This window comes from Arthrobacter sp. TWP1-1, from assembly GCF_049897845.1.
In the GTDB taxonomy this organism is placed as follows: domain Bacteria; phylum Actinomycetota; class Actinomycetes; order Actinomycetales; family Micrococcaceae; genus Specibacter.
The window spans coordinates 671,720-698,686 of record NZ_JAFCXC010000001.1; the positions used below are offsets into that span (position 1 = coordinate 671,720).

Annotated in this window: 25 protein-coding genes; 12 read left to right on the forward strand and 13 right to left on the reverse strand. The window is 57.5% G+C overall.

The window, feature by feature from the left end; all coding sequences use genetic code 11:
• The first annotated feature begins 19 nt into the window (after window positions 1-19).
• From ACP7B9_RS03145 to ACP7B9_RS03175, 7 genes are all read left to right on the forward strand, one after another.
• Window positions 20-616 carry an acyltransferase gene (locus ACP7B9_RS03145; protein ID WP_425860661.1) on the forward strand — a complete coding sequence of 199 codons (597 nt, stop codon included), beginning with the start codon at window positions 20-22 and terminating at the stop codon, window positions 614-616.
• On the forward strand, window positions 613-1,704 hold the full coding sequence (locus tag ACP7B9_RS03150; protein WP_425860663.1) for a DegT/DnrJ/EryC1/StrS family aminotransferase: 1,092 nt from the start codon (window positions 613-615) through the stop codon (window positions 1,702-1,704). Before ACP7B9_RS03145 ends, ACP7B9_RS03150 begins: the two co-directional genes overlap by 4 nt.
• Before the next feature lie 3 nt (window positions 1,705-1,707).
• Window positions 1,708-2,703: a Gfo/Idh/MocA family protein gene (locus tag ACP7B9_RS03155; protein WP_425860665.1), complete on the forward strand. Its 996-nt coding sequence runs from the start codon at window positions 1,708-1,710 to the stop codon at window positions 2,701-2,703.
• A complete protein-coding gene (locus ACP7B9_RS03160; protein ID WP_425860666.1) occupies window positions 2,700-3,869 on the forward strand; it encodes a glycosyltransferase family 4 protein in 1,170 nt (389 codons plus the stop codon). Before ACP7B9_RS03155 ends, ACP7B9_RS03160 begins: the two co-directional genes overlap by 4 nt.
• Window positions 3,866-5,170, forward strand: a complete 1,305-nt coding sequence (locus ACP7B9_RS03165; protein WP_425860668.1) for a lipopolysaccharide biosynthesis protein — start codon at window positions 3,866-3,868, stop codon at window positions 5,168-5,170. Before ACP7B9_RS03160 ends, ACP7B9_RS03165 begins: the two co-directional genes overlap by 4 nt.
• A gap of 66 nt (window positions 5,171-5,236) precedes the next feature.
• Window positions 5,237-6,334 carry a glycosyltransferase gene (locus ACP7B9_RS03170; protein ID WP_425860670.1) on the forward strand — a complete coding sequence of 366 codons (1,098 nt, stop codon included), beginning with the start codon at window positions 5,237-5,239 and terminating at the stop codon, window positions 6,332-6,334.
• A gap of 65 nt (window positions 6,335-6,399) precedes the next feature.
• Window positions 6,400-7,920, forward strand: coding sequence for a hypothetical protein (locus ACP7B9_RS03175; RefSeq protein ID WP_425860672.1), 1,521 nt, complete (start codon window positions 6,400-6,402; stop codon window positions 7,918-7,920).
• A 29-nt stretch (window positions 7,921-7,949) separates the two neighbouring features.
• Here ACP7B9_RS03175 and ACP7B9_RS03180 read toward each other — a convergent pair whose 3' ends face one another.
• From ACP7B9_RS03180 to ACP7B9_RS03195, 4 genes are all read right to left on the reverse strand, one after another.
• Window positions 7,950-8,309: a DUF2304 domain-containing protein gene (locus ACP7B9_RS03180; RefSeq protein ID WP_425860674.1), complete on the reverse strand. Its 360-nt coding sequence runs from the start codon at window positions 8,307-8,309 to the stop codon at window positions 7,950-7,952.
• A 4-nt stretch (window positions 8,310-8,313) separates the two neighbouring features.
• Window positions 8,314-8,979: a glycosyltransferase family 2 protein gene (locus ACP7B9_RS03185; protein ID WP_425860676.1), complete on the reverse strand. Its 666-nt coding sequence runs from the start codon at window positions 8,977-8,979 to the stop codon at window positions 8,314-8,316.
• Between the two features lie 64 nt (window positions 8,980-9,043).
• A complete protein-coding gene (wecB, locus tag ACP7B9_RS03190; RefSeq protein WP_425860678.1) occupies window positions 9,044-10,108 on the reverse strand; it encodes a non-hydrolyzing UDP-N-acetylglucosamine 2-epimerase in 1,065 nt (354 codons plus the stop codon).
• A gap of 9 nt (window positions 10,109-10,117) precedes the next feature.
• Window positions 10,118-11,734, reverse strand: a complete 1,617-nt coding sequence (locus ACP7B9_RS03195; RefSeq protein ID WP_425860680.1) for a hypothetical protein — start codon at window positions 11,732-11,734, stop codon at window positions 10,118-10,120.
• 108 nt (window positions 11,735-11,842) lie between these two features.
• On the opposite strand from ACP7B9_RS03195, the gene ACP7B9_RS03200 reads away from it, so the two are divergent.
• Window positions 11,843-13,015 carry a glycosyltransferase gene (locus ACP7B9_RS03200; protein WP_425860681.1) on the forward strand — a complete coding sequence of 391 codons (1,173 nt, stop codon included), beginning with the start codon at window positions 11,843-11,845 and terminating at the stop codon, window positions 13,013-13,015.
• Here ACP7B9_RS03200 and ACP7B9_RS03205 read toward each other — a convergent pair.
• On the reverse strand, window positions 13,002-14,987 hold the full coding sequence (locus tag ACP7B9_RS03205) for a DUF6541 family protein (protein ID WP_425860683.1): 1,986 nt from the start codon (window positions 14,985-14,987) through the stop codon (window positions 13,002-13,004). The two genes, ACP7B9_RS03200 and ACP7B9_RS03205, sit on opposite strands and share 14 nt — an antisense overlap.
• A 105-nt stretch (window positions 14,988-15,092) precedes the next feature.
• Window positions 15,093-15,965 carry a glucose-1-phosphate thymidylyltransferase RfbA gene (gene rfbA / locus ACP7B9_RS03210; protein WP_425860684.1) on the reverse strand — a complete coding sequence of 291 codons (873 nt, stop codon included), beginning with the start codon at window positions 15,963-15,965 and terminating at the stop codon, window positions 15,093-15,095.
• Between the two features lie 93 nt (window positions 15,966-16,058).
• Here rfbA and ACP7B9_RS03215 point away from each other — a divergent pair, with 93 nt between their 5' ends.
• Window positions 16,059-17,171 (forward strand): acyltransferase family protein, encoded by a 1,113-nt coding sequence (locus tag ACP7B9_RS03215; protein ID WP_425860685.1) that lies wholly within the window; start codon window positions 16,059-16,061, stop codon window positions 17,169-17,171.
• A 31-nt stretch (window positions 17,172-17,202) separates the two neighbouring features.
• Here ACP7B9_RS03215 and ACP7B9_RS03220 read toward each other — a convergent pair whose 3' ends face one another.
• The 5 genes from ACP7B9_RS03220 to ACP7B9_RS03240 are packed head-to-tail and all read right to left on the reverse strand — an operon-like array spanning window position 17,203 to window position 21,262.
• The gene (locus tag ACP7B9_RS03220; RefSeq protein ID WP_425860687.1) at window positions 17,203-18,105 is read right to left on the reverse strand and encodes a glycosyltransferase; all 903 of its coding nucleotides are present in this window, start codon (window positions 18,103-18,105) and stop codon (window positions 17,203-17,205) included.
• 13 nt (window positions 18,106-18,118) lie between these two features.
• Window positions 18,119-19,213 (reverse strand): NAD-dependent epimerase/dehydratase family protein, encoded by a 1,095-nt coding sequence (locus ACP7B9_RS03225; RefSeq protein ID WP_425860689.1) that lies wholly within the window; start codon window positions 19,211-19,213, stop codon window positions 18,119-18,121.
• Between the two features lie 22 nt (window positions 19,214-19,235).
• A complete protein-coding gene (locus tag ACP7B9_RS03230; protein WP_425860691.1) occupies window positions 19,236-20,123 on the reverse strand; it encodes a glycosyltransferase family 2 protein in 888 nt (295 codons plus the stop codon).
• Window positions 20,123-20,500: a DUF2304 domain-containing protein gene (locus ACP7B9_RS03235; RefSeq protein WP_425860693.1), complete on the reverse strand. Its 378-nt coding sequence runs from the start codon at window positions 20,498-20,500 to the stop codon at window positions 20,123-20,125. Before ACP7B9_RS03235 ends, ACP7B9_RS03230 begins: the two co-directional genes overlap by 1 nt.
• A gap of 3 nt (window positions 20,501-20,503) precedes the next feature.
• Window positions 20,504-21,262: a glycosyltransferase family 2 protein gene (locus tag ACP7B9_RS03240; RefSeq protein WP_425860694.1), complete on the reverse strand. Its 759-nt coding sequence runs from the start codon at window positions 21,260-21,262 to the stop codon at window positions 20,504-20,506.
• Window positions 21,263-21,705: 443 nt separating this feature from the next.
• Between ACP7B9_RS03240 and ACP7B9_RS03245 the strand changes: the two genes are divergently transcribed.
• The 3 genes from ACP7B9_RS03245 (at window position 21,706) to ACP7B9_RS03255 (ending at window position 24,989) form a co-directional block, all read left to right on the forward strand.
• Entirely contained in the window at window positions 21,706-22,893 is a 1,188-nt protein-coding gene (locus ACP7B9_RS03245) for a polysaccharide biosynthesis C-terminal domain-containing protein (RefSeq protein WP_425860696.1), read from the forward strand.
• 44 nt (window positions 22,894-22,937) lie between these two features.
• A complete protein-coding gene (locus ACP7B9_RS03250) occupies window positions 22,938-23,996 on the forward strand; it encodes a glycosyltransferase (protein WP_425860698.1) in 1,059 nt (352 codons plus the stop codon).
• A 225-nt stretch (window positions 23,997-24,221) separates the two neighbouring features.
• Complete coding sequence (locus ACP7B9_RS03255) at window positions 24,222-24,989, forward strand: glycosyltransferase (protein ID WP_425860700.1); 768 nt, start codon at window positions 24,222-24,224, stop codon at window positions 24,987-24,989.
• 16 nt (window positions 24,990-25,005) lie between these two features.
• Here ACP7B9_RS03255 and ACP7B9_RS03260 read toward each other — a convergent pair whose 3' ends face one another.
• The gene (locus ACP7B9_RS03260) at window positions 25,006-26,805 is read right to left on the reverse strand and encodes a GH25 family lysozyme (protein ID WP_425860702.1); all 1,800 of its coding nucleotides are present in this window, start codon (window positions 26,803-26,805) and stop codon (window positions 25,006-25,008) included.
• An 82-nt stretch (window positions 26,806-26,887) separates the two neighbouring features.
• The coding region (locus tag ACP7B9_RS03265) for an IS3 family transposase (protein WP_425860737.1) at window positions 26,888-26,967 on the reverse strand (80 nt) is incomplete at its 5' end.

Sequence of the window (26,967 nt, forward strand, 5' to 3'; positions counted from 1 at the left end):
AGCGAGAGGAAATCAGGGCATGAGTTACGTAGCACCTAGCGCCGATGTAGCAGAACAGGCCAGCCTTGGCGATGGTACGAAGGTGTGGCATCTGGCCCAGATCCGGGAGGATGCCGTACTTGGTGCGAACTGCGTTGTAGGCAGGGGAGCGTATGTGGGCCCGGGCGTGCTCGTAGGTGAAAATACCAAGATCCAAAACTACGCCCTGGTCTATGAACCGGCTGTGTTGGGCAAGGGTGTATTCATCGGACCCGCGGTGGTACTTACTAATGACACCTATCCCCGTTCCGTGAGTCCGGACGGAACGCTGAAAAGCGCTCACGACTGGACTCCGGTTGGTGTCACGATTGAAGACGGGGCATCTATCGGTGCCCGGGCAGTCTGTGTCGCACCCCTGACCATTGGACGTTGGGCCACCATCGCTGCTGGCTCCGTCGTCACGAAAGACGTTCCAGCGTTTGCCTTGATGGCAGGCGTTCCCGCCCGTCGCTTGGGGTGGGTCGGCAAGGCCGGTTTCCCTCTCAAGCAGGACGGACGGTTCTGGGTGTGCCCGGAAACAGGATCAAAATATATTGAAGATTCAAACTCCCTTAAAGAGGCGGCAGACAGCGCATGAGCCAGGACTTTATTCCGGCAGCAAAACCGATTATTGGTGACGAAGAGCGTGCAGCTGTTGATGCTGTCATGGCTTCCGGCATGTTGGCACAGGGCCAGCAAGTCGCCAGCTTTGAGAATGAGTTCTCAGATGTCCTTCTTGACGGTCGCGCAAGCGTTGCCGTGAACTCAGGCACCTCGGGCTTGCACCTTGGCTTGCTGGCCTGCGGCGTTGGCGCCGGAGACGAAGTCATTGTCCCGTCGTTCACCTTTGCAGCCACCGGTAACTCGGTAGCTTTGACCGGCGCAACCCCGGTCTTTGCCGACATCGAATTGGACTACTACACGCTCGATGTAGACCACGTGGAATCCCTCATTACCGACAAGACCAAGGGCATCATGCCCGTGCACCTCTATGGGCACCCGTTTGCTGCGGAGGCATTTTCAGCCTTGGCAAAGAAGCATGGCATAGACCTGTATGAGGATGCTGCCCAGGCTCATGGCGCGGCACTGAACGGTAAAAAGGTCGGAACCTTTGGCAAGTTCGGCATGTTCAGCCTTTACCCGACGAAGAACATGACCTCCGGCGAGGGCGGCATGGTCTCCACCTCGGATTCCACTGTTGAACGCAAACTGCGTTTATTGCGCAACCAGGGCATGGAAACCCAGTATCAAAACGAACTCGTTGGCTTCAACAACCGCATGACGGACCTGCACGCCTCCATTGGCCGTGTGCAGTTGACCAAGGTTATGGGCTGGACCAAGCAACGCCAGGACAACGCCGCGTTCCTCACGGCCAACCTTGAAGGCGTCGGAACGCCCACGGTTGCTGAGGGCGCCGAGCACGTCTACCACCAGTACACGATCCGTGTGCCGGAAGGACGCGATGAGCTTCATGAGCGGTTGCGCTCGGAGTTCAACATCGGTTCTGGCGTTTATTACCCGATCCCAAACCACCGCCTGCCGTCCTTCAACAGCCCCGTAGAGCTCCCCAACACGGAGATCGCGGCCAAGGAAGTCCTGTCCCTGCCGGTTCACCCGTCGCTGTCCCAGAACGATCTGGAACGCATTGTGGCTGCCGTAAATACCATCGTGAAGGCCGGTGCCTAAGATATGGCGAACTTGCGAGTAGGCCTTATTGGACTTGGCATGATGGGCCGCCACCACGCCCGTGTCATCCGCGAGGTTGAGGGCGTTGACCTGGTGGCCGTCGCCGACGCGTTCGGCGATCCCCATGGCGTTGCCAAGGAACTTCCTGTTCTGCGCAGCGTCGAGGAACTGATTGCAGCCGGTATCGACATGGCTGTTGCCGCTGTTCCCACCGGCATGCATGAAGAAGTTGGCTTGGCCCTGGCCGAAGCGGGCATCCACACGTTGGTGGAGAAGCCCATCGCTGCCAATGCGGCGGCTGGCCGACGACTCGTCGAAGCCTTTGCTGCAAAGGGTCTCATTGGCGCGGTAGGTCATATTGAGCGTTTCAACCCCGCACTGCAGTCGCTCCGCCAGCGGATTGCCGATGGCGAGCTTGGCGAGGTTTACCAGATCGCCACCCGCCGGCAGGGTCCTTTCCCGTCTCGAATTGCCGACGTCGGAGTGGTCAAGGATCTGGGTACGCACGACATCGACCTGACTGCATGGTTGGCGCAGAGCCGCTACGAATCCGTGTTTGCGCAGACCTCGACGCGTAGCGGGCGGCCGGACGAGGACATGGTGTCCGTCACCGGAAAGCTGGCCAACGGCGTCATCACCAACCACCTGGTCAACTGGTTGTCTCCGATGAAGGAACGCCTAACAATTGTGATTGGCGAAAAGGGTGCTTTCGTGGCCAATACGGTCACGGCCGACCTCACTTTCTATGAGAATGGCACCGTCGCCACGGAATGGGACTCCATTGGAGCGTTCCGCGGCGTTTCGGAGGGCAACGTCACCAGGCTGGCCATCGCCAAACCGGAACCCCTGCGCACGGAACATGAGGCTTTCCGTGATGCAGTGCTCGGGCTGCGCCAAGACATCGTGACCATGGCCCAAGGGCAAGACACCCTGATGGTGGCGGAAGCCGTGCTGAAGTCTGCACGGACATCTCAGGTCGAAAGGATCCTGAGCTGGTGACACAAGACAAACCGCTCCGGGTTGTTGTGGCCACAAGGCTTTTTGCGCCTGAAGTTGGGGCGGCTGCCTTTCGTCTGAAAGCCCTCGTCGATGGCCTCGTTGAGCAAGGCGCAGAGGTCAAGGTCCTGACCACCATGCTTCCTGCCGGAGGTCCTGTTTTCAAGCCGTCTTACAGACTGAGCCGATGGCCCGTGCTTCGCGATTCCGGTGGATATGTGCGCGGGTATGTCCAGTATCTGAGCTTCGACATTCCAGTATTTTTCCGGTTGCTGCTGACCCGCGCCGACGTTGTTGTCTCGGAGCCACCGCCCACCACGGGGGTGGCAGTTGCGCTGTCCTCGATGTTGCGCCGTCGTCCTTTTGTTTACTACGCAGCAGATGTCTGGAGCGAGGCCATGTCGGCCATGGCGGTGCCAGCCGTCGTTAAAAAGGCCATGGGCACAATGGAAGGAGCTGTGCTCCGGCGGGCGGACACTGTTCTGGCGGTCTCAGATCCGGTGGCTGTGCAAGTGGCCAAATTCAAGGTGCCCACAAGGCGCATCCAGGTGGTGGGCAATGGTGTGGACACGGCTGTTTTTGGTCCCAAAGGCGATTGCGCAGCGGCTACAAATCCTTACTTTGTCTACACAGGCACCATGAGCGAGTGGCAGGGTGCCGGCATTTTCATAGAGGCCCTCCGCGAAGTTCGCCGCACGCACACGAATGCGGAGATTCGATTCTTCGGGCAGGGCACCGACGAAGAGAATCTTAAGGAGCTGGCCGAGCGGCTGGCGCCGGGGGCTGTCCATTTTGGTGGGGTCGTACCGCCAGCGGACGCTGCCGCCTGGATCCGTGGTGCTGCCGGAGCCTTGGTCAGCATCAAGCCCGGCCAGGGCTACGACTTTGCCAAGCCCACCAAGATCTACGCAGCTGCTGGCTGTGGCACTCCGGTCGTCTTTGCTGGACAAGGAGACGGTGCAGCACTTGTTGCGGAGAACTCGCTTGGCATTGCTGCAGCCTACTCGGTGGCAGAAGTGGCGACGGCCATGAACGCACTCCTGGAGGCACCGGACAGTGATGGTGAACGTAGGAGTAACTGGGTCATTAAACACGCATCATTGCAGGCCTCCGGACGATTGGCGGCCGCCGAAGTCCTGCGAACGGCTCAGGTGTCCACGAACTCGTGAGCGGAATCGATGGTGGGCGGGTTGCTCGATGGCGCCGAAGCGAGTTCCTGCGCCACATACTCACGCTCCTGAGCGGAACAGCTGCAGCGCAGCTTCTGATGCTGGCGCTGACGCCGGTGCTGTCAAGGCTCTACTCGCCTGAGGCCTACGGGCTGTTCTCCTTGTATGCGTCTCTGGTAGCCACAGTCACTGTTGTTGCGGCCCTTCGTTACGACATGGCCATCATGCTGCCCAAGCACGACGCCGATGCCAAGGTCCTCAAAAGGGGTGTCACACGGCTGATCGTTGTGGTGAGTATTGTGGCAACCCTGGTGTGTGGGATTGCCTCGCCCCTAATCGCGGAGGCCATGGGCAAGCCGGAGCTGGCACCGTGGTTGTGGCTGGTGGGGCTGAGCATTTTTACCCTCGCCGAGATCTCAGCCTTGACATACTGGCTCAACCGCCGCAGCGATTACAAAGCCATAGGCATCAACAGGGTCCTGCAAAGCGGCGGGACCGCGTTGGCGCAGCTGGCGCTGGCCTTGGGCAAGTTCGGGGGAGTCGGCGGTCTCATCGGCGGCACCCTGGTGGGTCAGGGCGCTGCCCTGCTGACGTTGCGGCACAAGGGCAGAGACGTTCGCAGCGGACTGGACGAATCGAAGGAGAGTATTGGCTCGCTCTTCAGCCGCTACCGCAAGATGCCCCTGCTCAACGGCCCCAATGCACTGGTGGACGCCCTGCGAACCAACGGCATCAACCTGATCATCGGCATCGTGTATTCCGGTTCCATGCTGGGACAGTTCTACATGGCTTGGAAACTTCTGGAAGTGCCGCTGGGACTGATCAACGGGGCACTTGCCCAGGTGTTCTTTCAACGACTGGCAGTCATGGAACGCGGATCAATGTTTGCGTTCGCCAAGTCCTCGGTATTCCGTTCTGCCATTCTGGGAGTCGTTCCCTTTGCACTGATTTACTTGTTGTCCCCGTGGGCGTTCCCGGTGGTGCTGGGGGAGCAGTGGACCGATGCCGGTCTCATTGCCCGAGCACTTGTGCCATGGTTGTTCATGAGCCTGATTACCTCCCCGATATCCACAATATTTGTTGTCACCGAAACGCAGCACCTAATGCTTGCCCATGCCCTGGTCTATACGGCCGTGCCGCTATCGCTGCTGTATTTCCTCAAGGGCGACATCGTCACAAATCTGACGATTGTTTCACTAGCCATGGCCGCAATTTTAGTGGTTTTTACAGCAATGGCGCTTTGGGTGGGCCACCGCTTTGACCACCAACCCGAACCGAAGCAACCAGCCGTGGGTGGCTGACCCTGCAATTCCCCGCTCTCACACAGGGGTGGATCACCGCCACCTCAGTTTCAGAAAGTTCATTCTATGGCCAGCATGATTTATCACGTTCCGTATCCGTTGAATCCCAACGCCAAAACAGGCAGTGGCCTGCGTCCCGTGCGCATGCTCGAGGCGTTCAAGGCCCTTGGCTACGACGTTGAGCTGGTGGCCGGTGAATCTGGTGAACGGCGTGCCTTGATCAAGGCGCTGAAACGGCGCATCGGCGCGGGGGAGCGGTTTGACTTCCTGTATTCCGAGAGCCACACCATGCCCACGGCGTTGACGGACGCCGACCATCTGCCACGTCGGCCATTCATGGATGTTGCGTTCTTGCGGTTCGCCCGCAAGAACGGCATCAAGGTTGGTTTGTTTTATCGGGATGTCTACTGGCGCTTCCCCGAGTACAAGGAACGGCTTAACCCGTTGATCCACACCGCCACCCGTGCCCTCTACAATCTGGACCTTTTGGCCTACAAGTTCGCGGTTGACAAGCTCTATCTGCCGTCGCTTGGCATGGGCGCATTCGTTCCGCACGTCCCCGTCGAGAGGCACATGGCCTTGCCGCCAGGCGGGGAAATCGTTGATGTGCCGGCAACAATCAAGGACGGCATCCACTTGTTTTACGTTGGCGGGCTTGGCGGCTACTACAATATGCACGATTGCGTGCGCGCCGTTGCAGCCTCCAAGAATGCCTACCTAACGATCTGCACCAGAGCTGAGGAATGGGAGCAAAACAAGGACGGGTACAGTGAACTGCTCAATGATCGCATCCAGGTGGTCCACAAGAACGGCGCAGACCTTATTCCGTACTATGAGCAGGCCGATATCTGCATGCTTTTCATCGAGCCGAGCATCTACCGGTCCTTTGCCGCGCCGATCAAATTTGCCGAATACATTGGGTTCGGCAAGCCCGTCATAGTCAACAACGGAACCAATGTTGGGGATTTTGTGGCCCAGCACGGCAATGGGTGGGCTGTCCCGTTTGACGCCCAGTCCCTGACACAGCTGTTGGATGATCTCGCCGGGCACCCGGAAGACATTGCCGCCGTGACACAGACGGCACTTGGCCTGCGGGAGGACAATACATGGCAGGCCCGTGCACGCCAGGTAGCGGCGGACCTCACGGGCGCCACCCAGCGGTGACGGGAGGAACGACGACGCTGAAACCAAGGTGGAGAGTGCCCTTCCCCCGATGCGGAGTCCTGCCAATGCCGGGTCTTCTCATTGGCGCCTTGGGCGTGCTGGCATTTCTCGTGCGGCTGGTGCCGTTGCTTGAATCAGGCACCATCGGTGGGTTCAGGGGGTACGACGACGGCGTTCACTATGCAGCAGGTGTGCACCTCCTGGCGGGGTCATTGCCCTACCGGGACTATGTTTTGGTGCACCCTCCGGGCATCGCTTTGCTGATGCTGCCGTTTGCACTCGTTGGCCAGCTTGCCGGTGATTCTGCGGGTGTCTCCGCGGCCAGAGTATTCTTTGCCGTGATTGGAACCTTGAACACCGTACTGATAGGCATCCTCCTGAAGCGATGGGGGTACCCGGCAATCATTACCGGGGCAGGCCTGTATGCGGTGGGGTCGATTGCTACCATTGCCGAACGCTCAATCATGCTTTCGCCGGTCCTTGGCGCGTGTATCTTGGCTGCCTTGGTGGCGTTGAGAGGAACCGGCCGCGCACCTCGCCGGGCAGTGACGGTTGCGGCCGTTTTTCTGGGCTTGGCCTTGTGCTTCAAGTTGTGGGCCGTCCTACCAATTCTGGTCATTGGCGTCATGGTGGCTGTGCGTTTTGGGCCCAAGCTGCTGCTCCGCTTCATGGCGGTGGGCGCTGCGGCATGTGCCCTGGTTATGGGACCAATTTTCATGCTCGCACCCGGGGCAATGTTCACCGATGTGGTCCTGGCACAGCTCGCTCGCACGGATGGGGTCGCCAAGGGCCTGGCGCACCGGCTGGGCGACTTCGTTGGCTTGGATGCTGCTCTAGGTACAGTGTTCCTGATCGCCAGCTTCGGCGTTCTGTGCATAGTTGCAACAGCCGCAACAGGACTGTCCGGACGACGTCGGACACCTCAAGAATGGGGGGACGAGTTCTGGTGGGCGGTGCTCGCCATAGTGATTGTCTGTGCGCTGTTGGCCTCCGCCAGCTTCTTTGACCACTACCCAAATTTTGCTGCACCATACTTGGCTCTGTGCCTCGGAGTGGCTGTGGGCGCCTGTTCTTCCGCCCTCTCACGAAGGCAGGTCTCAAGAGGTCACCGGTCTGTGTGGAAGGCCTACGCGCCCGGTGCAGTGATCGCTGCACTCGGATTGGCCCTGTTGGTGCCGGTGGGAATCCGAGGCTTGGTGTTGGAGCCGCAGCCCTTGCCGGGGCATGTTGAGGCAGACGTGGCGGCTGCCGCCGCTCCGCATGACTGCGTCTTCTCCACCTATGCGTACATGGGAATCATGAGTGATTCGTTGTCCCGTTCCATGGAGCATGGTTGTGGTTCCGCTGTCGATGTTTTCGGTGCCAAAATGGTCCAGGATCTGTCTTTGACCGGTGTAGGACCTTCCATGCCCGCGGGCATGACCGTACAGGAGATGCAGGTGGATCAGCTGAACGACGCCCAGGCGGCAGTAGTGGGTGCACCCCATGCCTACTATGGGCTTACTGCCGGGGCAATTGACACGTTGCTAAATCAGTTCGTCTTGTCCGCCAGCTCAGGCAATTTTCAGGTGTGGGTCCGACGTTAAAGTCCTGCACGGTGGCCCGGGGACCGCAGCTATGACTCGTTCTGCTTGCCCACCCACGGCTTCTCGGCCTCTTCAAGGGCTGCATGCCGGGAGAGTTGGGTGATTGATTTTTCCAGTTGTCTGAATCGATGGTTATTAGTGGCCACGAAAATCAGGAAACTCACGATCAGGGCGTAAAGGACCAAATCCGTTCCACGCCCGATGCCCAATAGCTGGGCAAGCCGGGTGAGCGCTACGGGAAAGAAGACCGAAAACGCCGCAACACAGGCGAAGAGAACCAACATCATCCGCCGGATGGCCAGATTGCGGGCGTTGGAACCGCCGCGCATCAGCGCTACAGAAACTGTGATGACAGCGAGGACGAGGGCTATCTGAACGATGATCTGCATGGTGTTACCTAAAAAGAAGGTCCGCGAGGATGTTTACTGAATTGAGTAGTGACTGGCCCTTGGCTTTGGAATAGTCAGTGTAGATAATCTTCACGGGATGTTCTACCCAGCGTGGCTTGATCTCGGACAGCTGATGAATGAGTTCGGAAGCATGCGCCATGCGGTTCTGAGTCAGGTTGATCCTTGCCGCCGTGCGGGCATCGAAGGCGCGCAAACCATTGTGGGCGTCAGTGAGTGCCATGCCTGTAGCCATCCGTGATTGCAATGCGGCCACTCGCAGCACTACCCTCTTCAGGGCCGAGACCTGAGTGCGGTCGTCCAAGAACCGTGAGCCCAAGACGACTTCTGCTTCGCCGGAGCGGATTCTGGAAACCATGTCCTTCGCATCGGCAACCTGATGCTGTCCGTCGGCGTCAAAGGTGACAATCTCGGTGGTCGCCGGATCGAGCAGGGCATATTGCAGCCCGGTCTGCAGGGCAGCTCCCTGCCCTAGATTCACCGGATGCTCCACCACAACTGCCCCGGCGGCACGGGCGACAGCCGGTGATCCGTCGGTGCTTCCGTCGTCGATGCAAACAATGTTGCTGAATTCGGAACGCAGTCCCTCGATGACGTCAGCGATCACAGTTGCCTCGTTGTACATCGGGATAACAATCCAAGTTCGGCTCACCCAACAAGTATCCCACGGATAAATTCGACAGCAGACGTGGACAAGTTGCCTAGTGGTTGTGGTGTTAGTCGGCGAAGGCGGCCAGGATTGCAGCCACGGAACGCCCGGCCGCTTGACCGTCACCATAAGGTGTGGCATCGCTGGGGGCAGGAGTCGGCCGCTGGACGGTGCTGGCCAAGCGTGTCAGATCGTCACTGACCAAGGCATTCCAGCCGAGTTCAACAGTTTCAACCCATTCGGTCTCGGGACGGATGGTAGTGCACGGTACGCGCAGCAGGAATGCTTCCTTTTGTAGGCCGCCAGAGTCAGTGACGACGCCGGCGGCGTTCCTTGCCGCATTGATGAGTTGAGGGTAAGCGAGCGGGGGGCTGAGAATTATGCTCCCTTTATTCAAAGTGATGCCATGCTGTTCCGCCAGGCTGCGAAGTCGTGGGTGCGCCAAGAGGAGCACGGGCTTGTCCAGGGAGGCCAACTCTTCGATGATCGCAGCCAGCCTGGCAGGGGAATCAGTGTTGTCGGGGCGGTGGATGGTGGCGACATAGTATTCACCGGGGATGAGGCCTGCTGGGAGTGGCGCCGAGGAATCGCCCAGAGAATCACGCACCGTAAAAAGCACATCGGTCATGACGTCGCCTACAAGCACTGATCGTGAGGCGAGTCCCTCGTTTGCCAAGTGCTCCATGGCCACTTGAGTGGGGGCCAGCAGTAGGTCCGCGCTGTGGTCCGTCAGGACACGGTTGTGTTCCTCAGGCATCCGGCGGTTAAAGGAACGCAAGCCGGCCTCCAAATGTGCCACGGGCACATGAAGTTTGGTTGCCGCAATGGCCGCAGCCAGAGTGGAATTGGTATCCCCGTAGACCAAGACGCAATCCGGCGCGGAACTTTCAATAATCTCTTCCAGCCCGGTCAGCATGGCGCCGGTTTGTGCCCCGTGTTTGCCGGAACCCACACCGAGGTTGAAATCGGGGGCAGGAATGCCCAGATCTTGGAAGAAAACATCGCTCATGAGCTCGTCATAGTGCTGTCCGGTGTGCGCGATCAGATGTTCTGCCCTTCCACGCATGGCGGTGGCGATGGGGGCAAGCTTGATGAATTGGGGACGCGCGCCAACAACACTGAGAATTCGCATGGTTCCAGCTTAGTGAAAAGACTCAGCGGGAGTGAAAAGCTGGCAGTGGCTGTTCCAGGTATCGGTGAGGAATTCATCCGCATAGGCGCCGAGCAGATTTCCGCCGCTGCGGGTGAATTTGAAGAGTTCGGCGGGGCTCATGCCTTGGACAAACCAGTTGAATCCCATGGGGTGGCTTTGGATGGCCCGGGCAGTGATGAACCGCTCAACTGGACGCAGCAGCCCCAAGGTTCCCAGCAGGCGCTTGACCGTTTCCCGGGTGCTTTGGGGCACGTCATTGGGGGCAAACGTTCCAATGTTCTGGCCAGTGGCAGCGGAATAGCGTCGGTTGACGTAGCCTTCGTACCAGGTCCGATTACGGGTGATGCTGGGGTGCAAGTCACCCCACGCCACGTACATTTCCCTGTCCAACATTGGCAGGGCCCAGTCGAAGCCAAAGAACTCGTAGTTTCGTACGGAGTTGTTGATGTACTTGGTTTGACGCTCTCGGACATTCCAGTACTCCAACGCCGTCAGCCTTGACACCACGGAGCCGTCGTAGCCGATCTGGTCCAGGAACGCATCAATGGTTTCCATCAGGCGCAAGTTCATGTGGGCAGTGCTGTTGCCGGGCTGCAAAGTGTAGTGATGGTGCAAGATAAGGTTCTTGATGTCCTCCCGCGAGACGTCTTTAGCCTCGAGGATTTCCTCATCGTGCATATTGCCCACGATGGTATGACCCGGGAGGAAAATGGCATCGTCGTCGATCAAGCCCGACTCCTTCAGCCAACGTACCGCGTACCAGTCTTGAACATGGGGGAGCGAGGCGCCGGCATGGGCGAACTTGATGAAATCGGCGGTTTCCTGAGCATCCCAGGCACCGCGGATTATTGTTTCGTCGTAGGGGCAGAAAAGCCATTTTTGGCCCAGTGCAGCGGCAACTTGCTCGCTGATAAGCACCTCACGGGTTTTACCCGTGCCATAGGTGAAGTTCACAACGTTCTCATAGCCAGCGTCCTTGAGATAAACACTCAGTAGCCTCGAGTCCAGCCCGCCGCTGAGGGGGACCACCAGCTGGCGCCCATTGGCGTGGGCTAGGAGCCGGGACATGGTGGCATCCAAGGCTGCGGTGAAATGCGCGTCCACGGCGTTGGTTTCCTTGATGTCCAGTCCGGAGTATCGGATTTGACGGTAGAACTTTTGAGAAACCGTGCCCGTCGCGCTGAAGGTTACAAATTCTCCTGCTTGAACTTGATGCACGCCTGCGTAAAGCGTTTTGGGCCCTGACACGCAGGCCCCATGGCGGAACTCAATCCGGGAATCGTAGTCAGCAAGATAGTCGGAACCTGTATCTGCCAATGCAGTCACGTCATCCGCAACACGCAAAGAATTGCCGGCGACTGAGTAAAAGACAGGGAAGCTGCGAATGGGGTCCTCGATGAGAACAACCTCTTCGGGGCCCACAAATACTGCCGCATAGTGCCCCGTGACCAATTGGAGTCCCTCAGTCAAGGGCCCGCCCTCGTTAATTAGCCGGAGCAACTGACTGTCACAGGCGTTGTCGCCGATCACCCAGAGGGTCTGTGAATCGGAGATGGTGTGCGGTCGCCACTGGCTACGGGCAAGAATGGGGGATACCAAAGACATTCCGCCATTCTCTCACCATTGGTGCCCAAGTCTGTGAAGAATATACTTGGCAGGGCCCCGCGTAGAATGGCGCAGACCGGAACCAACAGAATCAGGGCACAACAGGCAATGCACGTACTCTTCGTACCGTCTTGGTACCCGTCAGATGAAACTGATTTTTCCGGCAGTTTCTTCATTGAACAGGCTCAAGCGTTGGTTGATGCAGGGCACGACGTTGGTGTTGTCAGTGTCAGGGGCATCCCCGTTTATTCACCCGGGCAACTGCGTGGCCGCACGCCGGGGATCCGCCACAGCGTTGAGTCGGGCATTCAAACATACAGGCTGGACAAGGTGCTGCCCTTTCCTAGACTTCGCGGCGGCAACGAGCGGGTTCTGTTGCATGCCTGGAGAGTCCTGCTCACCCGCTACATCAGCGAAAACGGCCGGCCGGATGTCCTGCATGCCCACGCAATGTTTCCGGCAGGGGTGGTGACACATGCGCTCTCCGATGAGTTCAAGATCCCGTTTGTCGTCACCGAACACAGGCCGTCGTCGATGGACAGGCTCACGGAGAAATGGAATGGCGTAAACGGGCGCAGGGCCGCTGTCGCTGCGTCGGCCCTCGTCGCCGTCGCCCGAGGCTTTGCAGTAGAACTTAATGATGCCTACAACGTTGGCCACGACAAGTGGCAATACGTTCCGGGCCTTCTGAGCCCACAATTCCAAGACATTCCCACCCGCCAAGTCCCTGAAGGCCCGTTCATCTTTGGCCACGTTTCGCATCTGGATCCGGGCAAGCGAGTTGACATGCTGATCGAAGCTTTCGCCGAGGAATTCCGCAACGTCGACGGCGTTCGGCTGAGGATTGCCGGGGACTCAATCCATAAAGCCGAGTTGGAAACTTTGGCTGGTTCACGGGGCATTTCAGACAAAGTGGACTTCGTTGGCGCAGTTCAACGCAAAGACATTGTGGCGGAGTTCAGCTCCGCTCACGTTTTTGTGCTGCCCAGTGTTGCCGAGGCGTTCGGAACAGTGCTCTGGGAGGCCATGGCCTGCGGGCTTCCTGTTGTGTCAACAGCAACCTGGGCGGGCAAGAACGCGGTGGTGGAGGCCAATGGTTTGCTTGCTGCCATCGATAATCGCGAAGAGCTTGGTCAGGCACTGGTGACGATCCGCGAGAACTTTAATTCCTATGTTCCCGCGGATATTCGCGCCATTTGTGTGGGCCACTGTGGCCGGGAGGCCTTTACCTCACAGTATGAAATTCTCTACCAGAATGCGGTTCGGACTAGCAGGCAATGAGCCGGTAAAGCTTGGCTTCGCCGACCTGAGTAACCAGTTCGACGGCGGGAGAGTCCTGTAAGTTTTCCAGCCCGGGGAAGCTGTGCCTGTCGCCGTGGACTTCCCGTGCGCCAAAGTCCAAGATATAGCGGACTCCCGTGGCTTCGACGGCCGGGCAGACTTCGGGGTTGGTCTTCGCATCACGCAGGGCATTGTTGATGATTTCAACATTGGCGGAATAAGTGCTGAGCGTGTGCATCGATGTTGTTTGTCGGTCTCCAAGTGCATAGGCCATCGCGGCACCCGTCCAGGGACTTACAGCAATGACATCGTTGGGACCCACAATATCGTCCAGTTTGTCGATGAGAGCCAGCTCGTCGGTCGACACCAAAGCAGATTCGGGGGTCTCTGCGTAATTCCGACCGGCACCGTCCACGGCAACCTTCATGGGGGTGCCTTGCATGGGAATTGTCAGCAGGACAATGACAAGGATTCCGGCTGCCGTGAGAACGGCGGTCTTGCTTCCTTGCTGCGGAGCGGATTCACTCGTACGTTTTGACATTGGTTGGGCCAGGACGCGGCGGATTCCTCGCCAAAGCCAGCCAAATCCCAGTGCGGCGAGCGGGAGCGCTGTGATGGGCAGGATTGCCGCCAAGCGGTAGCTGTCGTTGTACCAAACGCCGGCAATCACGTTGCGCCAGTAGCCCCGCTCGACGCCGGACACCGTAATGAACAGGACGGCTGTCACGGCAAAGCAGCAAAGTAGCCACGCGTGGCTGCGGGTCCTGATTGCGGCATAGATCCCGATCAACATCAATGCGCTAACCACCCAGGCAGCCGGGCGGCCCATAGCGGAGTTCGTGATGATTTCTCCGATGGCCCCAGCCGGGAGCTGTTTGGGGCCCCAGAATGCTGCCTCAGCGGGCGGGCGGACAACCTTCCACATGACGACCACGACGGCCATAGCGGCCAGCAAGCCCAAGGTGACTGCTGCAGTTTCCTTAGGCTGCTTGCGCCACAGACCTGAGCCGAGGTAACGGCGCCAGTAGGACACAATAGCGACGGGAACGCTCAACGCCACCAGCGTCATGGCGCCATTGGGATGGGCGATCGCAATGGCAATGGCGGCAATGGGTGCCACCGGATATCGTGCCAAGGGATGCCATTGTGACTCGGTGCCGACTCCGAAAAACACGGCTACGGCTGCCAATCCCAGCGGAATCATGGCGATGGCAAGGAAATTCGGGTACAGCACACCGAAGTCCAGCAGAAGGATGGGGAAGGAAGAAAAGCAGGATGCGAGGATACCTGCAAAGGCGACGATCCATGGTTTGTCGCCAACAACCGCCTTGGTTAGCATCATGCACCCCAACGTCCAGACGAGGGCCGCGACAACAATGTTGAAGACATTAACCGAAGCCGCCAGTGGGGCCCCTGTCAGCTGCACCACCAGGGCCACTACACCGTGCCAGGCCGCAGGATAGAAGTAGGGGGCGTTGTCTCCGTTGGTCATGCTGGTCAGCGTTAGCGAGGAAGCGTCGCCGGTGTCGAGCACATAGCGGACGGCATTGAGATGGAAGACATTGTCAAATGTCTGGGAGATGTTCTCCGGCTCGCTAAACACCCGCACCAGTTGCCAGCCAATGAGCAGGGCACCAGCGGCAAGTCCCATGAACTGTCCTGCACCCGCGGGCGTCACATGAAAACGCCAAGACTCGGTGTCAATGCTGAGACGCTTGTCTAGGGCGCGCCGAATGAACCAGGCAACGGCGGATGCCAAGAAAGCCACGACTAACAGCGGTAGGACCGTCCAAGCAATGCCCACCTTGCCGGAAACTATGGCCGTCATCGCTGACATGGATACGGTGAGCACCGGTGCAGCTGCCCACATGGACAGCCCGCGAAGGCCCAAGGCGGTCGCCAAGATCCCTCCCGGTACAAAGAGGAGGGCGACGCAGGCCACGGCCAATGGGAGGGTTGCTGCCCAGCTCATTCAGATTCCATTCGGGGATGCTAAGTGGTGACTGAGGCAGATGGGTGTGCCGTCAGAGAGATGAGGGCACAGTTTATGTCCCCAGTTCATGCTGCCGCCGGTCAGCTACTTAACGCCGGAGTCAAGCAAGCCCAACAGGTAGGTACCGTAGCCGCTCTTCACCAGAGGCTCGGCGCGTTGGCGCAGCTCGTCATCACTGAGGAAACCCTGACGCCAAGAAACTTCTTCGGGAGCACCGATTTTCAGGTCCTGCCGGTTTTCGACCGTGCGCACAAAGTTGGAAGCATCATTGAGGTCACTGAACGTACCGGTGTCAAGCCATGCAGTGCCACGCGGCAATATCTCGACCTGCAGTTTCCCACGCTCAAGGTAGGTTTTGTTCACGTCGGTGATTTCCAATTCACCTCGGGGCGAGGGCTTGAGGTTGCGTGCGATTTCGATGACGTCATTGTCGTAGAAATACAGGCCAGGGACTGCGTAGTTGCTCTTGGGATTTGCTGGCTTTTCCTCAAGGGACAAGGCCTTGCCTTGCGCGTCGAATTCGACAACGCCGTACGACTTTGCGTCACGAACCCAGTATCCAAAGACAGCCCCGCCGTCGATATTTGCGTGGCGGCGAAGTTGCGATCCCATACCCGGACCGTAGAAAATGTTGTCGCCTAGGACCAAGGCAACGGTTTCATTGCCAATATGGTCCGCTCCGAGGACGAAGGCCTGGGCTAGGCCGTCAGGGGATGGCTGCTGAACGTAGCTGAGGCTTACGCCAAACTGTGAGCCATCGCCGAGGAGTCGCTGAAATTGTTCGGCATCGTGGGGAGTGGTGACAATGAGGATGTCCCTGATCCCTGCAAGTATCAGTGTGGACAAGGGGTAGTAGATCATCGGCTTGTCGTACACGGGCACCAGCTGCTTGCTGATGCCGAGAGTGATTGGGTGAAGCCGTGAACCGGTACCGCCGGCCAAAATTATTCCTCGCATGCTCTAAATCATGTCCCAGATGGCAGGCGACGGCAAACTGGCCTGAAGGTGTGAAGACGCGGCACGAACTATTGACTGCGATAGAATTGGCAAATGCTCAATCGTGAATTCATAGAGAAGCAACTGCCGGGAACAGCTCAAGATCCAAGGAACCGGCCGTTGATGCGATTCGGAAAACCCCTAGATCCCCGCAACAATAGCTTGAACTTTATCAGGCTCATTCTCTCCCTGATGGTGCTTTTTGCCCACAGTTTCTACATTGTTGGTGCCGGTAATGGCCCGATTTTCAAAGATGAGAATCTCGGCGGTTGGGCAGTTGCCGGTTTCTTTGGCATCAGTGGATATCTGATCACGGGTAGTCGTTTCAACAATAGGCTGGGTGTCTACCTGATGCACCGGGTTGCTCGCATCATCCCGGCTTTTTTGGTCTGCTTGGTAGTCATGGCTGCAGTCTTCGCACCGATTGCTTACTATGTGCAGCATTCATCCCTGCACGGATTTTTTCAGACACCTACTACGCCAGCTAATTCGATCTTCGCAAATATGTTCCTGAAGATTCACAATTATGACATTGCAGGGACACCGGCCGGTGTTCCGTATCCGGGTGCCTGGAACGGTTCATTGTGGACACTATATTTTGAGTTCCTTTGCTATCTGCTGGTAGCCGTTTTAGGAACCTTTGCTTTTTTCAAGAAGTCGCCTTGGCCCATGGTCGCTGCGTTTGTCCTCAGTGTTGCGATTTGGGCGAATCTGGAAAGAATCGATCCCTATATCCAAAATAATGCCGACTTCAACCTACTCGCGCGCCTCGTTCCGTTCTTTCTTGGCGGAGCTGTGGTTAAGGTCTTTTCAAAGCGTATCGGTCTGAGCTGGCAGGGTGCCACCGTGGCTGCAGTTCTGGCGGCAGCAGCAATTTTGGGTTTGGAAGGATTCGGCAATCAACTGGCTGCACCTTTCTTGGCCTATCTGCTGCTGTGGATTTCGACCTGGCTCCCCAGCCCGAAATTGGTGATGACCAATGATGTTTCCTATGGGGCATATGTCTACGCTTTCCCTGTTCAGCAACTGCTGGCCGTCTTCGGTGCCTACCACTGGGGAGTGTGGTGGTTCACTCTCGCCGCGTTCATAGCAACAATGCCCCTAGCCATTGCCAGTTGGTTAGCAGTCGAGCAGCCCATCATGCGGTTGGCGCGCCGCAGAGTCTAACCAACCGGCTAGGCGTCGGCTTCGCTCGAATCTAGCGCACTACTCGAGGACCAGAAACGCCTCTTAGGCCGTCGCGGACACCCGCGAGAGCCGAGCTCAATCGAGGTCCGCGGCCGGGTGCCAGAGTGGTCACGATGGCCAAGTGACGGTAGTCGGCCAGAATTCCCTTGAGCGCCCAGCCAGGCTGAGATCGCCAGTATCGGCTAACGAGCAAGAGGCGATTGCGAAAGATGTAGTAGTAGCGGTAAGTTGCGGCCGTTCGAACAGGCAGGGTTCGTCCAGCAACGGAGATCCTGACTCCGAAAATTGAAGCCGGGACCATGGCGCCCAGTGCGTGGTCAAGTGTTGCATCAGAGGCCACTATTGATTCTTGGCCATCCTGTCGCGCACGCAAATAGTACTCGGTGTCCACTCCATCAATAAAGAGCTCGTCCATCAGTAATCCGAGAGAATCGAGGGCTTCGACGGGTATCAGCAAGCCTGACTGGATGGGTTCACCGCCCAGGACGGTGCCGCCGATATTTCCGCGACGCCGAGTCGGGATGCCGCTGATGTTTCCGGGCGCCACCATGGCCACTCGAACGGACTTCGCCGTGGCGGAGTCGTAGGCCGCCAACAGTTTCCTTGTGTAGCCTGGCTCCAAGCGTGAATCCTGGTCCATGGTCATGATGAAGCGCGGGTTGCTCGGATGCGCCCGTGCGGCGCGGATCCCCGCGTTCAGGGCGCTGGCGATGCCACTATTGCGTCCCATTCGGACAACGGTGGCGCCCAATTTCTCCAACTGACCCAGAATCTCGCTCGTATCCTGGGGACTCCCGTCGTCGACGGCCACCACGTGCCCCACCTGTTCAATGAGAGCAGCGCAATTGCTTACGGCTTCGTTGCTCGGGTTGTAGAGGGAGATGACGGCCGTGACGGGACTATTAATTTGCATGCGGGCAGTGGTGCTAGGCCGGCTGGACGTCGGGCTGGGCGTCAATCCAATTCGCCAACAGGTCAATGCCTTGAGCCAGGTTGTAGCGCGGAGTCCAGCCCAAGACGCGTTCGGCATCGGATACGTCGGCCCAGGCATGGCGAACGTCCCCCTGGCGATATTGTCCCGTGACATGGGGTGCCGGCGCCTTGTAGTGCTTTGCGATCAACTCAGCCGCCGTTCCGATCGTCTGGAACTCGCCCGATCCGATGTCCATGGGCTGGTCTTGGACGGTGGGGGACAACGCACCTGCGACGATTGCGGAGGCAACATCGTCGATCAAAATGAAGTCGCGGCGAACATCACCATCTTCGTAGAGGGGAATGGATTTTCCGCCCATGGCCATCCGGCAGAACAGGCTCATGATTCCGGTGTACGGATTAATCAACGATTGTCCCGGACCATACACGTTTTGCAGGCGCAAGATGACCGTCTCAACACCGAAGGACTTTGCCCATGCCTGGATGATGTTTTCTTGGGCGAGCTTGGTACCGCCGTAGACGCTTACCGGTGCCGGGAACGTGCCGGCAGCCTTCATGGCGAGGGGCTTGGCGTTGGGGAAGTCCCATTGCTGAGCATCGAGGGTGGCACTTGTGCGCTGGCCTGGGTAGAACATGCTGCCATCGTCTTGGACCCAGGCACCTTCGCCGTAGACAGCGCGGCTCGACGAAAGGACAATCCGGCGCGGCAGTTTGCCATGGCGACTCAAACCATCAAGTAACTGGGTGGTCCCGACAACGTTTACATGGGCGTGGCGAGTTGACTCATTCAGTGACTGTGCCGTGCCCGTTTCAGCGGCAAGATGGATGACGACGTCGGGGGTGACGGTTGCCAGCACGGTATCCCAGGTCTGTGCCTCGGCAACATCGCCAATGATGAGCTCGACACCTGTTGCCAATTCTGCGGGCCGCTGGCCGCTGGCATGAATCTGCGGGTGCAGGTTATCGACTACGACAACGCGATCAAAGGCCTCGACAAGGGCAGCCGAAATGGCGCACCCAATGAAACCAGCCCCGCCTGTAACGAGTACGGTTCCACGATTGTCGCTGGAAGTGGATGTGATAGTCACAATAGACCTTTCGAAAGGGGTGTTAGTTGCCGAAGGCATGGCGAACGAGCGCCTTGATGGCCACGGTATGGCGAGTACGTATGGCTTTGGGAAGCAAGGCCAAGGCGTGTGCTCTGGAAGTTAGGCGAATTCTTGCTGCGCGGTCAGTTTTGGCCCAGCCCAATTCGCGGGCTTGGCTGGCCGCGAATTGGAAATAGTCCCGTTCTCCGGCGAAGCGAGAACCGTCGACCAATTTAGTGGACGACGCGCTTTCTGAATGGCGTCTGTATGAGAAGCACACGGCCGGATCGACTAGGAGCTGCGCCCCCAAATAAACCATGTCCATCGTTAGAGCCACATCCTGAATGATGGGATAGCCATCTCGGAAGTCGACCTGACGCATCTTGTCTGTGCGGAACGCCAATGATGGCCAGTAGAGCCAGACGCCATGCATGAGATTGGTAGCCAGAGCCTCACCCGACAATAGTTGACGCCCGTGGCTGCGGGGTCGAATGAGCTGCTGCTTGACAGTATCGACAAGTGTCTTGACCTGATGCCCATTTTCGTCAATGACGTTTACACCCGGCTGGATGATGGTTGCATCCGGGAACTGAGCGTGACCGCTGAGAATAGTTGAGACGTAGTTAGGCAGCATGAGGTCATCGCAGCCCAAAATAACCATCATTTCCTGCTTCGCAAGGGCAACGCAGGTGCGGTAGTTTGCCGTGATTCCCTCGTTAACGTCCTTGCGGATGTATTCAATCCTTGGATGAGCCAAAGACTTGATGTACTCCTCGACGCTCCGGTCCGGATAAGCGTCGTCGACAATCGTCAGTATCCAGTCGTCACTGTCCTGTGCAAGCACGCTTTCGACCGTCGCGACCATGTAGGCGGGATCTCCCCAGTAGGGGATGAAGATATCCAATGGCATTAGTCGCTATCACTTTCTTGTGACTTGGTACTGGTCGGGAGATTTGAAATGCGTTCGATTTGCGTCCGAAGTATTGCGACCTCTTCGGCCAGGGTTCGAGTCTCATCCTCGACGCCGGATAGTTCCCATGACAGGTGAAGACAGACGCCCAATAGAAGCAAAATACTCAGGATAAACAACAAGTTCGAAGGCAATTGGACGCCGACAAGATCAGCTGCCACATTCAGTAAGTGCGGGAACGCTGCAAGAACAACTGTAAGGGCGCCAACGAAAAGCCACAGGGTTGCGTATTTTTCCCGCAGTTTCTTTCGTCTTAACATTTCCAAGACAAGGGCCACTATGGCGATTGCCAGCAGAAGGGCTGCAAGATTTGTCATGGACTACTCTCCAGACATGGCTTTGAAGCTTGGCTGATTAGAAGGAACAACGGATCGCTTTCGGGTAAAGGCAAAGAGGAGGGCGAAAACCGATCGCCCCAAGTAGATGGCAGCCTTCATCGGGTTGTGACTTGGGGTGCCACCCTGGCGTGGGCGCATCTCGACCGGTACTTGAGTGACTGTGCATCCAGAACGTAGGGCAACAACCAGTGAATCAATTGTGTCGCCCAAGTATTCGGCGGGATAGTGGTCTAAATATTGACTGATGGCTCGGTCATTGCCTGCTCGGAAACCACTGGTGACATCGGTCAGTCTTGTTTTGGCTACTGAGGAGATTACCTTCGCCAGCACAAGCATGGCCCACTTGCGAGGTCCGCTAACCGTATAGTCGCCTCTATCAGCAAAGCGCGCCCCAATGGAAATGTCAGCATGCTGCAGGCCTGCTAGGACTTCGGCGATATTTTTCGGGTCATGTTGGCCATCGGCGTCTATCTGAATGACCTGAGGATATCCAAAGCGGCGAGCATATTTGAAGCCGGCACGCATTGCTCCGCCAACACCCAAATTGAACGGGAGTTGGAGTACGGTGGCGCCAGCCTTCGTCGCTACCAAGGCCGTGGCATCAGTGGAGCCATCATTGACGACCAGAACGTCGAAGTCTCCACTCGTAGCCAAGACCTCCCTGACAGTGTTTCCGACCGCTTCTTCTTCGTTCCATGCGGGCATAATAATAAGAACGCGCGAGGCATTGGCTGTTTCCATGATGTCTGAACTATATCAAGTGGCGAGCCTGGTCAATGAGACTTGCCGAGTTGGCACGGCAGGCGGTCAACCATCACTGGAGTCAACAGCGCCATTTTCGGGCCGGGATGCCGGGTGCCCGTTTCCCATTCAGTGCGAGTCTTTGGCGGAGGTAGCAGTCTCGGCCCGTGCAGCGTGCGAGTCCGTGCCCATCAAGGCAGAGGTGACAGTCGATGACTGCTGCCGCACTCCAGCGGCACGGGTCCTAGCAGCGTCCCTTCGCGCATCGATTATGATGGATGAGGCCTGTGTATGGCCCGCTATCGTTTCCAGCACAATAATTGCCGGGCGTGGGTAACAAGTCCAGCAATGGGAGACTCTTCGTGGCGCAAACTAAACGTGCAAATCTTTTTACCCGATTCGGTGGGTTCGCCGTGTCGCTTGTATTTTCAACGGTCGTTAGCTTGGTTGGGATCCCTTTCGTCCTTGTGAACCTTGGTGCGCAGGCGTGGGCCGAACTAGCGGTTGCCCTTGCGACCGCGGCCATTTTCGGTGTAGTGGTCGCTTTTGGCTGGGGGACCGTTGGAGCAGCCATGACAGCTGGCACGCTGCCCGCGGAGCGACCTGGTCTCTACGCCAACTCGCTCATCAGTAGGGCCTACCTCTTCCTGTTCGCCGTCACACCAATGGCTTTGACTGTCCTTGTACTTTCATCAGTTGATCGAATCGCAGCAGTCGTGGCTGCGATTGCCTATCTTCTTCCATACGTTGGTGCATCGTGGTATTTCGTTGGCGAGTCTAAGCCGTGGCGACTCTTCGTATTTGATGTATTGCCTCAAGGTCTGGGCACAATTGCTGGAGTGGTGGCAACATTCTTCATCCCCGAAGTCTGGGTGTATGTGACGTGTCAATTGGTGTTCAATTTGTTGGCTGTTATTGGAAGCGCCGTTGTCATCTTCCGTTCCCGGGCACTGCGTGGGCAGAGACCAAGCTTTGCTCTGGCTCCGGCCATGCGCAGGTTGGGGAACCAGTGGCATGGAGTCATTGCTGCTGGTACCGGGACCATCAATAGCAACGTCCCAGTAATCGCCGTGACTCTAATTGCAGCACCACTGTTGCCCGTGTATGTACTTGCCGACAAGTTATTCCGCTATGCGGTGGCGGGATTCGGTCCGGTTCTGCAAGTCATCCAGGGCTGGATACCTGAGGCGGGTCCATCTCAAAAGGACAAGCGAGTCCAAAAAGTGGCTTCGTTGGCACCCATATTGGGTTTGGCGGGTGGAATAGCGTTGACATGCCTCACGCCATGGGCTGCTGGCATGCTCTCTGCAGGGCGGCTGTCAGTGGGCTGGAATCTTAGCGTTCCGTTTGGATTGATTTTCTGCGGAGTCGTTGTCGCCCAAATCATTGGCCTGGCATGCCTCATCCCTATTGGAAAGGGTGCAGAACTGGCCAAATCCACAGCCATCGGCGCGCTGCTAAATGTGGTCCTGATGATTGTGCTTGGACTGACCATGGGCGCTGTCGGCATAGCATGGGCCGTCGCTGCCGGAGAATTGCTGGTGGCGGCATACCAGGTCGTCGTCGTTCGGAAGTATTTCGCAGGAATTGGCACCGAAGGCCACCCTGAGCGAGTCGGCATCCAGCACTAATTCCACCATTTCTTTCCTTGGAGAATAATTTTAGGGGATCCATCATGCTCGAATCTGAAAAAACATCATCGACCCGTCCTAGCCATGGTGGCTTTGGCGTCATTGCCATGGCAGCCTATCGGCCTGACTACTCACTTTTCCTGACTCAACTGAAGTCGATCCAGAACCAAACGCACAGCGACTTTCACTGTTTGATAGCGGTGGATGGAGAACCCGAACCAGTGCGAGATTTCATCGAGTCCAACCTTGACGACCCGAGATTTCAAGTGTTGGGGTTTGGCGACCGATATGGCTTTTATGGAAACTTCGAGCGTGTCTTGTCCCATGTTCCGGCAACTGCTCAATGGGTCGCATTGTCTGATCAAGACGACTACTGGTATCCGCAGAAGCTCGAAGTGATGCTGCCCCACCTTGGCGAACATCTTTTGGTCAGTGGCCAAGCCCGTGTGGTTGAGGCGGTATCAGATCGGGTGATCTCCGTGTCGACGAATCGACGAAATGTACCCCTTTCTGACCTGATCGCTCAGAATCAGGTAACAGGTGGCCAGACTGTCTTCCGCAGGTCACTGCTGGAAATAAGTCTGCCGTTTCCGCGACTAGAGACCTCCTCTCAGGTACACGACCATTGGTTGGCGGTCTGTGCCGCAAGCTCCGGATCGATGCTGATTATTGACGACGTTGTCCAAGACTACGTTCAGCATGGAGGCAATGTTCTAGGTGAGGTCGGAGGGGGATTTGACCCCCTCCGGAGTGTGCGGCGAGTCGTTGCACTGGCGGACCGATTCGAAAACGGCCATTCAGTGCGTCAGCTGGGGCGAACATGCTGGAAGCTGTCATATGGCTGGCGGCAGGTGATGGTCGACGCCCTGGAAAAGCGACTCGTCGTCAAGAATGCTGAGGTTAGCGGGGCTTTGTTGGCCTTCTCCTCTAGGAAGAAGTGGCGTTGCACAGTTGCCGCGTTGGTCAGCGGTTTGCGCAGGGGCAATATCGCGATGTCGTGTTTGGTGGAGTTCATCGCTGGCGCGCCCGGCGAACTTGCAGGCCGGGCGAGAGTCAAGCGTGGGCGGGCTGGTTCGAAAAACTCCGGCACTTCAGCATCCTAAAGAACCGGCTCGATCGCGGACGGTGACCGGAGAGAATGAATTTGAAGAATCTGTCCCCTCTTCTAACGACGACAAGTACGGAACGGGCGTCGCAGTGGGTGGTTCTGGCTATGGCCAGTTCGAATGCGTAATGGATGGCGTGGGGCTGTGATCACGTAAACTTCATTCCAGACGCGCATCGCTTCCAGCCGTCGTTTTCAACTCCTCCCACCGAAATGTGAGTTCATGACCAACCACTTGCCGTCGGCCGTGAAACCTGTCCGAGCCAGCGTATGCATGGCAACCTACCGTGGGGCGGCCTATGTCGCTGAGCAGATCGAGTCGATACTGATTCAGCTCGGCCCTAACGATGAGCTGATCATCATCGATGATGCATCGCCGGATGGGACTGTCGGGGAGATTCGGAAGTTTGCCGATTCGCGCATGACACTGCTGGAAGCTCCGCAAAATCAGGGATACGTCAAGTCCTTTGAGCAGGCCGTTCTAGCCAGCCGCGGGGAGTTTGTTTTTCTTGCGGATCAGGACGATGTCTGGATTCCCGGACGGCTCGGGCTGATGTTGGACGCACTTCAGGGCCATTCCGTCGTCGCCACGAACTTCGATGTATTAGGTGGCGGTTCGCGGGGCAATGTTCCCGAACTGAAGTCGGGCGACTCCAACCACTTCCTGCGCAACATCTTCGGTACAGTAGTCGGCTACCGCCCGTACTACGGTTGCGGTATGGCCATGACTCGACAGCAAGCTGAAATTTTTGTGCCGGTTCCCCCGTATCTCAAGGAGTCTCACGACTTGTGGCTTGCGTTGTGTGGCAATGTGGCCAAATCCATGGTTCACCTCGACGAACCAACACTTCTGCGACGGCTACATGATGAGAACGTCACCCCGCGTGGATGGCGCTCACTGAGCGCCATCCTGAGGGCACGAATTATGATTGTGCGAGCCCTCGCCGAGGCCGTTCGTCGAACCAAAAATGCCAGTAAGCGCTTGCCTTAGTCCAGAATTAAGTCTCTTAGAATCGCACAGAATCGACGGACAGTTTCTTTAAATCGTTCGTCAACTGCCACGTGCCGTCCCGCACTATGCCTACGGATGTCTTGCCGTCACCGTTCCAGTCTCCTGTGGTCGGGCGGTCCGTGCCGACGCCGAACCGGAAGACGTAGTTAACTGGCGGTCGTAACTGGCTGTCTGTCAACCAGAAAATGCCATTGCGCCACACCCCGAAGGTGTCCCATTTGTCACCATTCCAGTCTCCAACGACGGGCGTGTCGGTACCGACCCCAAAATAAGCCGAAACGTCCACTTTGGGACCACGGGCTTGGGAGTTGGTGACTTGCCAACTCCCGTTTCTGAAGATACCAATAGTCGCCTTCCGGTCCCCGTTCCAGTCGCCTGTAATGGGAGTATCGGTGCCAACGCCAAAGTATTGGACGAGATCCACTGACAGACTGCTGAGGTTGTTGGTCAGTTGCCAAACGCCGGATCTCACGATTCCAATAGTCGCAGTGCCGTCACCATCCCAGTCACCAACGACAGGCTTGTCGCCTGCTGCGCCAAAGTAGAAACAACGACGGGTATTTGACGGCATCTCCAAACACCATTGCGAGTCCTTGAACCATCCGACGTATGTCTTTCCGTCTCCGGCCCACTTGCCGCTGATTACTGTGGCGCCTGGTATGAGTCCTATTACAGGCTTCTTCGTTCCACTGGCCAGCTCTCGGAGATCATCCATAGTGCCATTGAAGACATTCTGGTCACCTGGGAACGTCGCCAGTCTTGTCTGTGCCTGGTCAGCGTAGCCGTTGGCATACTGCCAAATGGTGTACTTCGGCCATTGGCCCGGCATCCACGGGCTAGATGCGTAGTAGGCAGCGATCCACAGCGGGTTTGAATTGGCAAACGCGTTGCTGCTGCCGAAACATTCCTGCCAGAAGTAGTAGCTTGAGTAGATCACGGGGTCTCGACCAGTTGATGCTTTGATGGTGCTGGTGAAGTCTTTGACCCAATTGACCAAGGCCGCAGGGGTCATCCCATAGCACTTGTTGGTTTTGTCAGTCGAGACATAAGGATTGTCCTCAATGTCCAAAGCAGGAGGCAGGGTTTTTCCGTCTCCAGACCAACCTCCGCCAGATTCAAGCATGACTTTTGCCTGAGAGGAGCCGCTGGATAGGTTGGGCCGGGCAAAGTGGTAGCCGCCGCGCAGCAATCCGACATTCGCGGCACCGTTATATTGCTGTGCGAAATAGTCGTTGAGCGTCCAAGGGCCTTCAGAGGTCTTGATGTACGCGAACCGGGCACCGGAATTCTTCACCGTAGTCCAGTCGACATTTTTCTGCCAGCCGCTGACATCAAGGCCCAAGGGCTTGCCTTCCGTGCCAGCTGGCTGTTCGCCTACAGCCGGCTCACTAGAGGCTGATAACGGTTGAGCCATCTTTGCGGAACTTTGGGGTGCCACTTGTCCAGCTTGACCCATGACAGCTCCACCATCGCTGGGACGCTGCGCTGCGTCTGGAGCGGTGGGAGTGGCAGCGGCTGTGACTTGATCCAATCCGGATACATCGTTCTGGGGTTCGGTTGCAGGCGGATTTGTGGGGGAATTTGGCGCTGAAGGAACCACCTCAACACCGGGCGTGGCCGGTATTTGGGTTGGAGTGACCGCGGGAGGTTCGGTGGGAAGAATGGTGGCCTCTGCGACAGGAGAAGCGCTGTCGCCAACTGGTGCGGCAATTGCGGGCGTGACTCCGATCCCGCTAACGGCGGTGGAAGCCAGCGCCAAGGACGCCAGTAACGCGGCCAATGTATTGGTTTTCATGATTTCCTTGCACGGGGATTTAGCCGGATACCGGACGTCGAAATGAACTGGGCCCCGAAAGTTGGACTCGGTAAATAAGAGTCTACGCAGCCAGTGCCTGAGCCCGATATTCCATTGGGCTCAGGCACTGCAGCGTTAACGAGATGCGGTCGGTGTTGTACC

Coding starts and splice junctions, on each gene's coding strand:
- ACP7B9_RS03230 (WP_425860691.1), bottom strand. CDS start 20,123: ATGCCATTGGATATCTTCATCCCCTACTGGGGAGATCCCGCCTACATG.
- ACP7B9_RS03180 (WP_425860674.1), bottom strand. CDS start 8,309: ATGCAGATCATCGTTCAGATAGCCCTCGTCCTCGCTGTCATCACAGTT.
- wecB (WP_425860678.1), bottom strand. CDS start 10,108: ATGCGAATTCTCAGTGTTGTTGGCGCGCGTCCCCAATTCATCAAGCTT.
- ACP7B9_RS03215 (WP_425860685.1), top strand. CDS start 16,059: ATGCTCAATCGTGAATTCATAGAGAAGCAACTGCCGGGAACAGCTCAA.
- ACP7B9_RS03155 (WP_425860665.1), top strand. CDS start 1,708: ATGGCGAACTTGCGAGTAGGCCTTATTGGACTTGGCATGATGGGCCGC.
- ACP7B9_RS03145 (WP_425860661.1), top strand. CDS start 20: ATGAGTTACGTAGCACCTAGCGCCGATGTAGCAGAACAGGCCAGCCTT.
- ACP7B9_RS03260 (WP_425860702.1), bottom strand. CDS start 26,805: ATGAAAACCAATACATTGGCCGCGTTACTGGCGTCCTTGGCGCTGGCT.
- ACP7B9_RS03255 (WP_425860700.1), top strand. CDS start 24,222: ATGACCAACCACTTGCCGTCGGCCGTGAAACCTGTCCGAGCCAGCGTA.
- ACP7B9_RS03200 (WP_425860681.1), top strand. CDS start 11,843: ATGCACGTACTCTTCGTACCGTCTTGGTACCCGTCAGATGAAACTGAT.
- rfbA (WP_425860684.1), bottom strand. CDS start 15,965: ATGCGAGGAATAATTTTGGCCGGCGGTACCGGTTCACGGCTTCACCCA.
- ACP7B9_RS03170 (WP_425860670.1), top strand. CDS start 5,237: ATGGCCAGCATGATTTATCACGTTCCGTATCCGTTGAATCCCAACGCC.
- ACP7B9_RS03150 (WP_425860663.1), top strand. CDS start 613: ATGAGCCAGGACTTTATTCCGGCAGCAAAACCGATTATTGGTGACGAA.
- ACP7B9_RS03220 (WP_425860687.1), bottom strand. CDS start 18,105: ATGCAAATTAATAGTCCCGTCACGGCCGTCATCTCCCTCTACAACCCG.
- ACP7B9_RS03175 (WP_425860672.1), top strand. CDS start 6,400: ATGCCGGGTCTTCTCATTGGCGCCTTGGGCGTGCTGGCATTTCTCGTG.
- ACP7B9_RS03240 (WP_425860694.1), bottom strand. CDS start 21,262: ATGGAAACAGCCAATGCCTCGCGCGTTCTTATTATTATGCCCGCATGG.
- ACP7B9_RS03250 (WP_425860698.1), top strand. CDS start 22,938: ATGCTCGAATCTGAAAAAACATCATCGACCCGTCCTAGCCATGGTGGC.
- ACP7B9_RS03195 (WP_425860680.1), bottom strand. CDS start 11,734: ATGTCTTTGGTATCCCCCATTCTTGCCCGTAGCCAGTGGCGACCGCAC.
- ACP7B9_RS03205 (WP_425860683.1), bottom strand. CDS start 14,987: ATGAGCTGGGCAGCAACCCTCCCATTGGCCGTGGCCTGCGTCGCCCTC.
- ACP7B9_RS03235 (WP_425860693.1), bottom strand. CDS start 20,500: ATGACAAATCTTGCAGCCCTTCTGCTGGCAATCGCCATAGTGGCCCTT.